Annotated in this window: 10 protein-coding genes and 1 tRNA gene; 9 read left to right on the forward strand and 2 right to left on the reverse strand. The window is 38.9% G+C overall.

Annotated features, from left to right (window positions below; genetic code table 11):
• Position 1: 1 nt before the first annotated feature.
• Positions 2-955 carry an MBL fold metallo-hydrolase gene (locus DI060_RS06785; protein ID WP_108975038.1) on the reverse strand — a complete coding sequence of 318 codons (954 nt, stop codon included), beginning with the start codon at positions 953-955 and terminating at the stop codon, positions 2-4.
• A gap of 58 nt (positions 956-1,013) precedes the next feature.
• On the opposite strand from DI060_RS06785, the gene DI060_RS06790 reads away from it, so the two are divergent.
• The 8 genes from DI060_RS06790 to DI060_RS06825 all read left to right on the forward strand — a co-directional run bounded on the left by DI060_RS06790 (position 1,014) and on the right by DI060_RS06825 (position 12,392).
• Positions 1,014-1,835 carry a rhomboid family intramembrane serine protease gene (locus tag DI060_RS06790; RefSeq protein WP_108975702.1) on the forward strand — a complete coding sequence of 274 codons (822 nt, stop codon included), beginning with the start codon at positions 1,014-1,016 and terminating at the stop codon, positions 1,833-1,835.
• Positions 1,832-2,704: a lipoate--protein ligase family protein gene (locus tag DI060_RS06795; protein WP_108975040.1), complete on the forward strand. Its 873-nt coding sequence runs from the start codon at positions 1,832-1,834 to the stop codon at positions 2,702-2,704. The genes DI060_RS06790 and DI060_RS06795 overlap by 4 nt, the downstream gene beginning before the upstream one ends.
• Entirely contained in the window at positions 2,701-3,945 is a 1,245-nt protein-coding gene (gene glyA, locus DI060_RS06800) for a serine hydroxymethyltransferase (protein ID WP_108975042.1), read from the forward strand. Before DI060_RS06795 ends, glyA begins: the two co-directional genes overlap by 4 nt.
• A 227-nt stretch (positions 3,946-4,172) precedes the next feature.
• Positions 4,173-6,617, forward strand: a complete 2,445-nt coding sequence (locus DI060_RS06805) for a SpoIIE family protein phosphatase (RefSeq protein WP_135355009.1) — start codon at positions 4,173-4,175, stop codon at positions 6,615-6,617.
• On the forward strand, positions 6,614-8,146 hold the full coding sequence (locus tag DI060_RS06810; protein ID WP_108975046.1) for an ABC transporter substrate binding protein: 1,533 nt from the start codon (positions 6,614-6,616) through the stop codon (positions 8,144-8,146). The genes DI060_RS06805 and DI060_RS06810 overlap by 4 nt, the downstream gene beginning before the upstream one ends.
• Before the next feature lies 1 nt (position 8,147).
• On the forward strand, positions 8,148-10,946 hold the full coding sequence (locus DI060_RS06815) for a TonB-dependent receptor plug domain-containing protein (RefSeq protein WP_108975048.1): 2,799 nt from the start codon (positions 8,148-8,150) through the stop codon (positions 10,944-10,946).
• A 43-nt stretch (positions 10,947-10,989) separates the two neighbouring features.
• Positions 10,990-12,300, forward strand: coding sequence for an ATP-dependent helicase (locus DI060_RS06820; RefSeq protein ID WP_167836938.1), 1,311 nt, complete (start codon positions 10,990-10,992; stop codon positions 12,298-12,300).
• 15 nt (positions 12,301-12,315) lie between these two features.
• Positions 12,316-12,392 (forward strand) — tRNA-Val (locus DI060_RS06825).
• On the opposite strand, the gene DI060_RS19305 is transcribed toward DI060_RS06825, so the two are convergent.
• Positions 12,343-13,458 (reverse strand): alkaline phosphatase D family protein, encoded by a 1,116-nt coding sequence (locus DI060_RS19305; RefSeq protein ID WP_108975704.1) that lies wholly within the window; start codon positions 13,456-13,458, stop codon positions 12,343-12,345. The two genes, DI060_RS06825 and DI060_RS19305, sit on opposite strands and share 50 nt — an antisense overlap.
• Between DI060_RS19305 and DI060_RS06835 the strand changes: the two genes are divergently transcribed.
• Positions 13,444-14,124, forward strand: a complete 681-nt coding sequence (locus DI060_RS06835; RefSeq protein WP_108975052.1) for a DUF6989 domain-containing protein — start codon at positions 13,444-13,446, stop codon at positions 14,122-14,124. The genes DI060_RS19305 and DI060_RS06835 overlap by 15 nt on opposite strands.
• Positions 14,125-14,149 lie beyond the last annotated feature (25 nt).

The following is a 14,149-nucleotide window of genomic DNA, read 5'->3' on the forward strand; positions in this document are numbered from 1 at the left end:
TCTAAAGGTGGAAGCGAAGTCCTTCTCTAGCCAAATGGATCTTTAAGTTTTTGGCACCTAAAAGATCTTTATGGTCTACAGCCGCTTCAAAGATTTCATGGATTTTTTGATCAGTGTATGTTGGTTCGTGGTGCGTGAGCACAAGATTCTTTACATTCCAAGAAGTGGCACAATTTACAGCCATAGTGTAAGATGTGTGGCCCCAGTCAAATTTGGAAAAGGACTCATCCAAAGTGTACTGTGCATCTAAAATAAGTAGATCTGCTCCTTGGAAAAAATCCATAGAGTCATGGATTATCTCCATATCTTGGCCGGTAAACTCCGCATCAGTCGCAAAGATAAATGTCTTCCCTTCTGCAGTGACAAACCGATAGGCAAAAGAACCTCCTGGGTGCCGTAAAGGGTAACATTTCACTTCTATGCCACTGCCAAATCGTAAGACATCGCCTGGGCTGAAGTATTTGAACTCTTTTTGGCAGGCGACAGATGAAAATGTGACCGGAAAAAACTCCGGGTTTTGCTGGCGTTCCAAACGAGCTTGCAAATCTGAATAAGGAGAATAAAACTTTAAAGTAAAATCAGGGAAGTAAATCGGTTTAAAGAAAGGAAGACCCTGGATATGGTCCCAATGTGTGTGCGTAACAAAAATATGGACTGTCCTTGGCCCTGGTGATTTTAGGTAGTCCTGGATCAATTCATCCCCTACATTACGGATGCCAGTGCCCATATCTATGATGTAGAGATTGCCCTGATGATCGGTAAGTTTGATACAGGTTGTGTCGCTTCCTGTCACAAATTTTACGTGGTAAGGTAGAGACTTCCAAAATTGTTCGGGGCTTTGGCCCTTCCCTGACTCTTGGTAGAGGCTCAAAGCTTCCAGGATCTTTTTTTTATATTCTTGATTTCGGAGTGGAGCGGCGATTGAGCCTCGGACTCCAAATAACTGTACAACCACTTCCTCGATTCTTAGAAATGAACTTTCCTTGTCACTCAAGATTTGCGACTTTGAATTTATGCCCCCACGCTCTTCCGGATACCAACTCAGACTCGGCCCTGAAATGACTTCTATGGTACGAATCCTGCTTATCGCGAACGCGGCAATCTTTGTCTTACAAATGATAGTTCGATTGGCATTCAAATCTCCATGGATAGAATCCCTATTTGCTCTCCATCCTCAGGATGTTCTGCATGGCTATCTCTGGCAGTTGGTAACCTATTCTTTCCTCCACGGGGATATCATGCACCTTTTGATGAATCTTCTTACATTGTGGATGTTTGGTTCCGAGTTAGAAAACCAATTTGGCAGTAGAGCCTTCTTAAAATTTTACCTGTTTTGCGCGAGTATGGGAGGTCTAGTGACCTTAATCGCTGCCTATCTTGGATTCCCGCAAGGGATCGTTCTTGGGGCAAGCGGAGCAACCTTTGGACTTTTGTGTGCGTATGCCATCATTTGGCCAAATAGAGAAGTGTTGTTTATGTTGGTGTTCCCCCTTAAAACAAAGTTTTTTGTACTCATTTTGATGTTGATGATTGTTTTTTCTCAAGGCGGACAGATTGCCCACATGGCACATTTAGGTGGCATCCTGGGAGCGTTTTTCCTAATGAAGGTGTATAGATCCTGGCAATCACAGTCCAAACAACCTACCTGGTCTCTCTCCCGTTACCTCCAAAAACGAAGATTCCAAAGGTACCAAGAAGAAATGAACAAAAGAGAAAATGCAAAGAAACACGTGGATGAACTATTAGAAAAGATCTCTCAGCATGGCATGAATTCGCTTTCCCGCGCAGAGAAGAAATTTTTAAACGAAGCCTCGCAAAAGTACTTCAACGAGTGAATCCTCGCATATTCTTTTTCCATTCCCAGAATATAAGATCGCCTTACTATAATTTAGCGGTAGAAGAAGCTATCTCACTTCAACTCAATCAATTTGGCATCACTGCAGGTATACGCGTCTGGAGGAATCCATCCACTCTTGTTCTAGGTTTATCGGAAAATCCCAACCAAACAATCAAAGAGGATGTCATCCAAAGATTTTTGGATTGGCGCTCAAAAATTTCAAATCTTCCAAAACATATGATTCCTAATCTGACCTACATAGCAAGACGGGCTTCTGGTGGTGGTACTGTTTTTCAGAACCAGAAAGGAAATATAAACTATTCCATTTATGTGAATCTGAACCAAAGACCTGAACTCTATGCGGTGAAAGAGTCTTACCAGATCCTTCTGTCATTGGTAACTACGGCATTGGCAAAACAAAATATATTTGCTAGCATGGAAGGTAAATCAGACATCGTCTTGCAAACGGAGAGTAAGCTGAAAAAGATTTCAGGGAATGCACAGTTTCGAAAGAAAAATTGTATCGTCCAACACGGAACCTTGATCCTCAAAGAGGAACTGATTGAAGACGTGATGGACCTAATGCCCCATCCACCAGAAGAACCTGAGTATCGCAAACGTAGATCGCACAAAGATTTTTTAACCGCGCTACCTGAAAGATTTGATGAAGAAGCTTTCGGAAAAGAACTCTTCTTTGCACTCCATACCTACTTGGAAGGTGCGGAGTCCAAGTGGAAGGATGAATTTTCCTTCTTTCATCCAGGGTTTTCTTCTTTTCGTAAGCAGGTCTTACGAGAATCTGAAATTATTCGTAAGAAAAAATACGAATCTTTGACATATTTATTGAACAGAGAAATATCCACATGAGCCAACTACAAAACCAAGACCCAGAAGTATTCCAAGCCCTGAAACACGAGGACGAAAGACAGGAAAAGTCCTTGGAAATGATTGCCAGTGAAAACTTTGTCTCTCGAGCAGTTCTTGAGGCTTACCACAGCACCCTTACCAATAAATATGCAGAAGGATATCCTGGTAAAAGATACTACAATGGCTGCGAAAATGCCGATGTGGTGGAACAGTTGGCCATTGACCGTGCAAAAAAAATGTTTGGTGCAGAATATGCAAACGTTCAGCCACATAGTGGGGCTCAAGCAAACATGGCGGTATTTCTCGCCACCCTAGAACCTGGCGATGCATTCCTCGGAATGAATTTAGCCCACGGAGGACACCTAACACATGGTTCTGCTGTGAATATCAGTGGAAAGTACTTTCGACCTATTCCCTATGGTGTAACAGAAAAAGACCAAACGATAGACTATTCCGAAGTTGCCAAATTAGCAAAAGAGCATAAGCCAAAACTTATAGTTGTCGGTGCCTCAGCATATCCAAGAATCATCAATTTTAATACGTTTAAAGAGATTGCAGATTCTATAGGAGCCAAACTGATGGCCGATATAGCACATATCTCTGGTTTGGTGGTGGCAGGTGAACACCCTTCTCCTATAGGCGTTTGTGACTTTGTTACCACAACCACTCACAAAACATTGCGGGGACCGAGAGGAGGTTTGATCCTATCCTCGGCTGAACATGAAAAGAGTCTGAATTCAAAAGTTTTCCCAGGCATCCAAGGAGGGCCCTTGATGCATGTCATCGCGGCTAAGGCCGTGGCGTTTGGTGAAGCTTTGCAACCTGAGTTTAAAACCTATATCAAACAAGTTGTGAAAAATGCAAAAATTCTGGCAGAGGTCTTTCAAAAAAGGGGGTACCGTGTTGTCTCGGGCGGAACGGACAACCACATAGTGCTCTTAGATGTTTCCGTAAAAGGTCTCACGGGTAGAGATGCTGCCGATGGATTAGATGCGGTGGGAATCACTGTAAATAAGAACGCAATTCCTTTTGATAAAAATCCGCCGGCGGTGGCGAGTGGAATCAGATTGGGAACCCCTGCTCTGACTACGAGAGGATTGAAAGATGATGAAATGAAGGCAGTCGGTGACTTGATTTGTGACTTCCTTGATCATTTTGGCGATGAAAGTTGGAAGAATAAAGTAAAAGCAGGGGTTGCAGAGATTACAGGAAAGTTTCCAATGGCAAACTTTCGCCTCTAGTCCACATACCAGCTCTGGTTTAGGGGCTGGTTCTTCTTAAGCTTTTTGCCTCAACGACCGAACCGACTATAAGTCATTAAGTCTTGTCGTTGTTATACGGACAGCCTCAAGAAAACTACTCGGCACGAATCTATTTTTAAGATGAAGTGCTAAAATAAAAAGGATGTTTATCTTTTTTCCTTTACATTGTCTTTCGAAGCAATTGAATATTGCATCGGATTCGCATCGTGAAGACAGGCCATTTCCATCTACTGGAAAATACAAAACTTCGGACAAAGATGATACTCCTCGTCTCGGGAATTGTGGTTCTCTGTGTCATTCCATTATCTACTATTGTTTACTTCCAAAATAAGAATCTCGTATTAGAAAAAACGTATGAAGTCTGTCGAAACATAGCCAATAACATAGCAAAAATCGCAGATGATGAGCTCCTAGTCGGAGATACCTATGAGGCATCCACTTCAGCACTTACAAAACTTCGCGAATCGGAAATAAAAGCATTAAGAGATACTTATATTATCGATCTAGATGGTAAAGTAAAAGCCAGATTAAATCTAAAAACGATTCCAGAAGCAAAGATAGAGGAAAATCTACCCTACTACTCCAAACTTGATATATTAACCTCTAGAGAATTAGTACTAAACAATATTTCCATATTAGAATTTGCATATCCTATATTTATAAAATACAAAAATAAAAAAATTCGAGTCGGCACTGCAGTTTTCGAATTTGATGCAGAAGAAATCTTTTTGCCTATCAAAGATCTTAGAAATTCGATTTTATTATACTCCACTTTACTATTTGGATTTGGAATCGGAATTGCCTTTTTTATTTCTATCTCCTTTTCTTATCCCCTTCAAGTTCTGAACCAAGGAGCGCAAAAATTTGGATCTGGTGACTTTGAGCATAGAATTCAACTCTACGGCAAGGATGAGATCGGGCAACTTGCCCATGCCTTCAATAGAATGGGGGAACAAATTTATGATTTTACTCAAAATTTAGAGAAGAAGGTGCAAGAGAGAACTGAAGAACTCAACCAAAGTTTGACGGAGGTCAAAAATCTTAAAATTGCCCAAGATGGTGATTATTACCTTACATCTCTGCTTTTAGAGCCACTATCTTCAAACAATAATTTTAGTAAAAATGTAATCACTCATTTCATCACAGAACAAAAGAAAAAATTTTCCTTCAGAAATTGGGAATCTCAAATTGGGGGTGATATTTGTATTACAGACACTATCCAATTAAACCAAAGAGAGTACACTGTGTTTTTGAATGCAGATGCTATGGGAAAGTCAATACAAGGAGCAGGTGGTGCTCTTGCTTTAGGAGTTGTATTCAATGCTGGACTTATACGCTCTAGAACATTTTCTCAGTCAAAGCTATTTCCTGAGATATGGATTAAAGAAAGATTTCTAGATTTACAAAATGTCTTTTTATCATTTGACGGAACAATGTACATCTCTGTTTGCATGGGTCTCATAGATACAGAAAATGGAATGATGTATTACATCAACGCGGAGCATCCATGGACAGTGCTCTATCGTGATGGCAAAGCAAGTTTTTTGGAAGAGCAGGTATCCATAAGTAAAATAGGAACGCCAGGGCAAGAAAGTAGATTTTATATTCGCACATTTCAAATGCATGATGGTGACATACTCATCACTGGTTCAGATGGAAGAGATGACGTCATTATTGGATATGAAGGTGACATGGAGATTATCAATGAAGATGGAAACCTATTTCTAAAGCGTGTGGAACAATCGAAAGGTGACCTTTTTAAAATCTTAGAAGAGATTAAAGAATCAGGAAAACTTTATGATGACATATCACTCTTATCTATTTCTTACCAAGATAAACGGGCTCTCGACCATCCTCATTTAACTATCCCAGCAGAATCAAATTGGCAAAAGATCAGACAGTTAGTAGCTGAAAATAAACCCGAGGAAGCACTCTCAGAAATTAAAAAATTTCCGAATCGTCTACCTTCCGATTATTTTCTTATCCTCGGTAAGGCTTATTCTAAGTTGAATGTCTGGCAAGATGCCTTAGAAGCCTATCTAGAGTATGAAAAACGAGAGCCTTCTGACCAAGAAATTCTATTTGAGATATCCAAACTATTACACCAACTTGGAAAACTATCACTTGCAGCCGATTATGGCGAACGACTATTTCTAAGAGATCCTAAGCACATTTTAAATTTAATCCACCTAGCAGATGTATATCTACAATCGGGAATAGAGGGCCGAGCCAAAGCTCTCCTGGAAAGAGTACTGTCACTTGTTCCAAATCACGAGAGAGCAAATTCTCTACTCCAAAAAATCACGACAAAGACAGTCTCATACCTGGATAAAGAGTTTTTACTTGGTGAAATATCAAGAAAAAGTCCTACAGAACTGAAAAGTGAAACTCTGCTTATTGCGGAACGACTCATCAGCTTACAGCATGATTCGGCTGCTTTGAAGTATTTAGAAAGGGCAGAATTTTTAGATCCGGATGATGCGAATATAAAGTTCAAAATTGCTTGTACATACTTCAATCTTAAGGAGAGAAGAAAAGCTGAGGAATATTGGAATGCATCCATAAAAATGGATATAAGTTTTGTAGAGAAAATCAAAGAATACAAAAAAACGAAGACCAAAGAACCGAGTAAAAAAAGGCAAAAGAAATGAAATTAAAACAAACGCTCATTCTTTTTTTGCTTTCCCTATCAAGTATCTATGCGGAATCAACTCCAACAATCCAAGTCATCATCTCTTCTGATAATTCCATCTATGAACAGGCCTTATTTGGTCTACAAACAAGTTTACAAAGAGAGATTAAAGTAGACTATTACGATTTGATTCTAAATGAATTTGAAGAACCATCACGCTACTTCCAAAATTTAGAAAAAAAGGGAATCCAAATTGTGATTACCCTTGGTAAAACAGCAACAAAATACGCGCTAGATGCTGGTCTCAAAATCCCGATTGTATTTTCTATGATTAATTTTCCCAAAGGGCTGAGTTCCAATCCTTCTCAACTCTGTGGAATGAGTATGCATACTCCTATTGAATTCTTCTTTCAAACTCTACGTGAATTTTCTGTAAGTTCAAAAAATGTATACGCCTTCTATTCTTCGGATGAGGGAAATTATAGCACAGAGGAGGGAGAGCATTATGATCTTAAATACAAACTCATCTTCCAACGAAAAAAAATAACCAGGACCAATTTAACCAAAGAATTAAAGTCATTGGAGGTTAAACCCGACGCAATTTTTATCCCAGCTGATCCGCTGTACGATGCTGAAAACTTTGGAATAATTTCAAAGTATAGTTTAGATAATTCGATTATTCTTATGAGTTCTTTTCCTGCTTTAGTTAAATCTGGGGCTACATTTGGCATCAATCCTGATTACACAGCGATTGGCATTGAGACCGGTGAAATGGTCAATAGGATACTTTCAAAACAATCTAGTTGCGAAATTGAAGGCATCCAATTGCCAAAACAATTTAACTTTATCTTAAATGAAAGTTATGCAAAAGCATCAAATATTCCTTTATCCAATCCTATCCTAGAGAGAGCTAAAAATGCGAAGTTATACTCCTTGGGAATACAATTGCTGAATGAGGAAAGATGGAAGTCAGCAAAGTCTGTCTTTGATTCTATACTCAAAAGTGATCCCAACAACCAATCGGCAAAACAATACCAACAATTAACAATAGAAAAAATTTCCGGATCAAAGGTAAGAGAAATCATTAGATCAGCGAAGGAATTTTTTGCGATAGGTAATTTTGCTCAATCACGAGCGGAATATAAAAAAGCATTGGATATAAACCCCAACTTAGAGATTGCAAAAGATGGATATTTGAATGCAACTATCGCTCAAAGTGAAAAAGAACGAAACAGAGGCAATAGCCTAAAAACTCAGGGAAATTCTTTTGAAGCGATTAAATCCTATCTTGAGTCAATCCAAACATATCCGCAAAATCAAACTGCAAAAAATGAGTTAGATAGCCTACGCAAATCAGAGTATTCAAAAATACCTAACTTATTACAAAATGGAATTCAATTTTACCAAGAAAGAGAATATGAGGAAGCAATCGACCGATTCGAAAAAGTATTGCTGATTGATCCGAGTGAAAAGACGGCACAAGAATATTTAAGGCTCTCAATCAAAAAACGAGATGCCCTGAAAGCTTTAGAAAGAAGGCAACAGTAAGATGTTTAAGAATGTTTTTCTAAAACTACTCTGTGTTATGATAGCCTTTCATTATAATTTGAATCTCCTCGCAGATGATGCAAATATCCAAACTGTGACCGTCGGAAAATTTCTGTCCTTAGAAAACAAAGAAGAATCCAATCCAGAGATAGAGGAATTTCGACTCTTATTGGCAGAAGGTTTAAAAAAAGAAGGATTTAAAGTCGAGTTGAGTAACTTACCTCACGAAGAAGCACGCAAACTAAAATCAGACTTTTATCTTGATGGATTTGTCAGAACCAAACCCAATTGGAGTATCTTTTCTCAAATTTATAGGCCAGATACAAACGAACTCATTGATGCCTACAACCAAGTCAATCCTTTAGATGAATTTCCCAATGTAAAGATCGATCCTTCAGAATTTACGAATGATAGGCAGAGCCAAAAACGAGAGTGGATTCGAAAAATCATCATACGTATAAAAACAAATACAAAAAGAAAGGTCAAAGTAGACAATTTGCAAGAATACGTTTTCAATAGCGAAATCAAAAAGCATAGAAACTTTACTTTATCAGAAGAAAAATTCGAACAATCAAAAAAGGATGTATTCCAGATTCTATCCGAACAAAACGTAACGGTAGCATCAAATATCTTTCGCGAAGCAGAAAAACAACCAGTATCTGTTACCATTATTAGTGAAAAGCAGATTCTCCTCTCCGGAGGAAGAACACTGAATGATGTATTAATGATTTATGTTCCCGGTTTTTTCAAGGTAGAAGACCAGGATGATACCATTGCTGGGTTTCGAGGATTAGCACCCGATTCAAATTCTAAAGTCCTTTTGTTAATCAACGGATTTAATCTAAACACCGAATGGCAATTTGGTCCACCTGATTCCATTATTAATAGTATGAATCTTTCTTATATTCAAAGGATTGAAGTAATCCGAGGACCGGGTTCGGTCACTTTAGGCCAAGGTGCTCTTTTGGGTGTAATCAATATTGTAACCAAGGATGGTATGTCTTTCCCACAAACAAATGTGAGCGTCGGTGCTGGGAAAGATGGTTTTAGGAGTTACCAAATCCAATCAGGCCAAAGAGGAGCCTTGATTGAAGATATGAAAGCCTATTTTTATATTTCGAAAATGAATTATGAGGGGCAAAAGTTAAGAAGTGAAGGCTGGACGAGGCAAAGAGCCTACGAAGGTGCTGAGATTTCTGGTCTGGAACAAATCACAGACCCAAGAGAACAATCCGTACTAAGGACAAATACTCTATTTGGCGGATCCTTTTACCCTAACATAGCACAGGCGAGCGGTAACGCGCTCGAAAGAAGTAAAAATGAAGTCATCCTAGGAAATATTGAATACAAAAATTTAAAACTAAATACTTTTTTCACAAATCAGAATCGAGATTTGTTTAATTTTTATCGCGATCGCAATGAAGTCAACAACCAGATCCGACATGGATCTATCTCCTATTTATATCCTTTAAGTGAAAAAATAAATATATTATCGAAATTTTACTACACGCAAGATGACTTTGGTTTCCAATCCCACAGAGGAGTGACTTTAGGAGGCACAAGGGAAAATCGATATGGCGGATCTAGTACGCTTACTTGGGAAACATCATCAAATAATAAATTAGCCATTGGGGTGGAAATTCGAAAATATGATCTTGGTCAGAAGGATGATAACGGTAATAACTTTATAGTGAACCGAGCGGAAGCAGCGAGTTTTTTCAACCCCGCTAGAAATATAGCATCACCATTCCAGGTAAACGAGACCAATAAATTTGTTTTTACCAATACCATTCAAGTTGGGAGTATTTTTTTAGAAGATTCATATAAAATATCTCAGAAGTGGGATTTGTTCACTGCATTGCGATATGATAAACATCCATATTGGGGTGAAAATGTTTCACCTAGACTAGGAACATTATTTTCACCTAACTCGCAACTATCTTTTCGCGCATCTTACCAGGAAGGATTCCGAGGAGCAGTCGGTGTCTCCTATACGGGAGGTTACCAAAAAGACGGGCTCCTGAGAAGTGACAATTTTAGCTCAGTACAAAGTGCACAGATTCCAACGGTGGATGGAAATGGGCAAAACACAATCTTTAGGAATATCCCACAAGCAAAGCCTGAAAAAATGCAAAGTTTTGAATTAGCTTCCCGTTGGAAACCAAACAATAAATTTAATTTCGATGCAGTATTATTCTATAATATGATTCAAAATGTCATCGATGTAGGTGTAATTTTTCCGACTCCAGATACTTTCAAAGTAGGAAGGATTGGCACTGATGAGCCAGGCGATTGGGGTGGGTATTTTTTCTTTCGGAATACTCCGGGAATACTCAGGCAGGGCGGAACAGAAGTGAGTGCAAATTATCAATGGAAAGTACTCAGCTTAGGAATCAGCCATGCTTTCGTCAAAGTTTTGGGAGCAAGTACAGAATTACATCGCTCTCAATATTTAACAAGTGATACAAGAAATCCTCATTTTCGCGCTTACCCAGAAAATATCTCGCGCCTACATCTACAAATCCAAGCACATAAAGATTTGAATATAGGGATTAATTATTTATACAATTACAATTGGTTTGCACCGAATGGGACGAGAGTTGCAGGCATGCATATGTTAAACGGTGCAATAAATTACCAAATCAACGAGATATTTAGTTTGAATTTTTCTGTTCGCAATTTGCTAAATGAGACAAAACTCTATCCAATCAATAATGCCGCTGGTGATGTTTCACTTGCGGCTGGTACACCTTCTTATGAAACTCGAACCTATTGGTTGATTGTAAGGGCAGATTTTTAATTAAATCGGAAACCAAGACCCCTATTCATAGACCATTCCTTCCGTGTGGAGTGATGAACAACAGCGCATTATAGAATCCAAGGAACCAATCAAACAGATCATAGCTGCAGCTGGTTCAGGAAAAACTGCAACTTTGATGGGCATTTTGACTCACTTAGAAAAGGACCCCAGCTTTCTCCCTGAAAAAACACTTTTGATTACTTTTACAAACAAGGCAACAGAAGAACTTTCCCATCGCATTGCAGGTCTAGGTCTTTCAAGTTGCTACCACATCTCTACATTCCATGCCTTCTGTTATAGAAATCTAAATTTATATCACCCTTTATTCAAGCGCCATTCCATTGTTATCCTAGCAGAAGAAGAAAAGATAAAATTTACATTAGAATTCCTTACAAATTACAAATTTCAAGTTGGCGGGATCCCCTTCGCCTTACTATTCCAGAGAAATGCATATTTGTTAAGGACTGAATTTCCAGAAATATTTTTTACCTATCAATCAGAACTTCGCACGTGGAAAACAAAGAGTTATCGATATGAATTTGATGACCTCCCGCAATTTATTTTTGAGGGACTCCAAAACAAGGAAGATTGGACTACTGAAATCAAAAACCGTTACAACTATATATTTGTTGATGAGTTTCAAGATACAGATTTTTCTCAGTTACACATTCTGAAAATGATGCAACCGAGGAATATAACAGTCGTAGGTGATGATTGGCAAGCAATTTATGGTTTTCGAGGAGCAAGTGTAGAACCCTTCCTTGAATTTCCCAAATTTTTCCCAGGTGCGGTTCAATTCTTACTGAGCACAAACTATCGCTCCCTATCAGGTATAGTGAACCTCTCAACCCATGCTATCCGCAAGAATAAAGACAAGATTGATAAACAAGTTTTTGCCCATCGCAAAGGCTGCGCTTTGTTTGAGAGAATAGAATTTCCTCAGGAGACCACAAAGGTTACACAAGGTATTCTCGAAAGAGTTCAAACATATTTTACTCAAGATACGGACTCAATTTTACTCGTTCGTTCCAACTACCGAAAGCATGAGTGGAAACGAGCAGGTCTAAGAGACGAGCAAGTCTCAACTATCCACGCAGCAAAAGGTTTGGAGTATTCAACCGTACTGTTAGATCTGTCTACCGGTTGGACAATTTCACAGTCCCAAATAAAAGAGAGCCTCGAAGAAGAAAGACGGATTTTATATGTGGGATTGTCCCGATCCAAAAATCGGATCGTGCTCATCGGAAGGAAACCTGTCCAGAACCGAGTATCCTTGGAAGATCTATTTTATTCTGACTTCAGAGGATTCAATGATTCCGGAAAACTGACTTTACTCAGAAACCCTCTCTGGTGAACTGGTTTTACGTTTGGGGGATTAGCTCAGCTGGTTAGAGCGCTACCTTGACATGGTAGAGGTCGCTGGTTCGATCCCAGTATCTCCCACCAAACGCAGATAAGCCCTTTCCTCCAAAACATCCTCAAGTCCAATGATTTTTAACGAGATGTGTAATTTTCGTTTTTGTTTTCTCACTTCAATCAAACCAAAGTTTTCCTGGCTTATGACTTTACTTTTTCGTCTTTCGTCTTGGGTTTCTTGGTAGAGACCTTTGATAGGCTTATTCAGAGAGCTAGATGTGAAGTCTATGTAAAGATTACCTTTCTCTCCCCTCTCCTCAAAAATTTCAGCGATGTGTCTATCCCCAGAAAGGAGGATGGTGTTTTTGGGGATGTGTTTTGCAATCAGGTTTAATAATTTTTTTCTTTGCTTCGGAAAATTTGACCACTTCTCAAAAGGATGAGTATCATTTAACACTTGTATACTTGAAACAATGATGTTTAAATCTTCTCCTTCGGGTTTGATATTGGCTTCCAACCAAGACCACTGTTCCTTGCCTAACATATCCGTTTCTGGACTGTCATCTTCTATATATCCCTCTCTCTGGATAGAATCCCAATATCCTTTCTTAAGTGCCGTACGAAAAGTCCTAGTATCCAGAAGAAAAAATCGCACCTTTAGGTTCCTTTCCTGAAGAATCCATTTTTGGTAAATACCTTCTTTAGGTAAGGCATGGTTTTTCGGATTGATATCTAAAAATTGAAAGAAAAGATCTCTAGACATTTCTTTTTTTGGATACTCCATACCCGAGTCATTGATCCCGAAGTCGTGGTCATCCCAGACTCCCAATACCTTTGTTTTTGTCCTGAGTAAGCTATACAGTGGCTCTTGTTTTTGTTTCGCATACGCAAGTTCCTTTTCCTGCTTATCATAGGTATCTTTATAAATATTATCCCCTAACCATAACCAGACATTCGGATTTGTGTTTAGCACTGATTTCCAAATCTGTTTTTCTAAATCTTGGTCCATACAAGAACCGAAAGCGATTTTGATCGGCTGTAAATTGGATTTCTCTTTGGCCTCAATCCCTAAAAAATTAAAATGAAGGAAAATTATTAAGATTGATTTATAAGAAACGGATGTATAAAATCTTTTGCATCTATGAAGAAAGTCCATTTTTTAGAAGAGTCCTTTTTATTTGCTTATTTTAGCGTTTTTACTATTATATCAATTTGTGTGCTTCGTTTCCTAGATTTTTCTCAAGGATGGAAGTTTTTTCTGCTCGTTCTCCTCTTTCAAATCAGCTTCCCTCTAGTGAGCCTTGTATTCCGGTTTTATAATCTATTTCGGATTTGGCTCTTTTTATTGCCGCTTTCCATTATGATGGTCGTACCTGATTGGTTTCTTTCTGGCGTACTCTCTGTGTTAGTATTTCCAGAAGATGGCTTTGCCAAAATTGGCACGGTGTCGGCATACATGGCAGGCCTTTGGTCGATTCCATTATTTGTGCTTGTCTACACAGGCATAAAACTAGAGGAACGTTCCGTTTCCATCATTGGTACTTGCCTTTGGGTCGCATTTTTATCCGTCGTAGTCTTTGGTTTGTCGGAAGCTTTTTCCAATGAACTTGGATCTTGGTATGCCCAAAATGTTAAGATGTCTTACGGGATTGCCCATTATGTTTTGGTCCCTGAAATGATCTTAAGTGTGGCAACTTACCTTGCCTACCAAGGATTTTCGACGAGTCCTCTCTGGATGCAGATTCCTATCTCCTTCCTCATCATGGTCCAATACGCAGGAAGCCTCGCAGTGAGTTATTTATTTTTCGAAAAAATCATGTAAGCTATGCTTGCAAGGCTATCCAGAT

The sequence above is a fragment of the Leptospira ryugenii genome, from assembly GCF_003114855.1.
Taxonomy (GTDB): Bacteria; Spirochaetota; Leptospiria; order Leptospirales; family Leptospiraceae; genus Leptospira_A; species Leptospira_A ryugenii.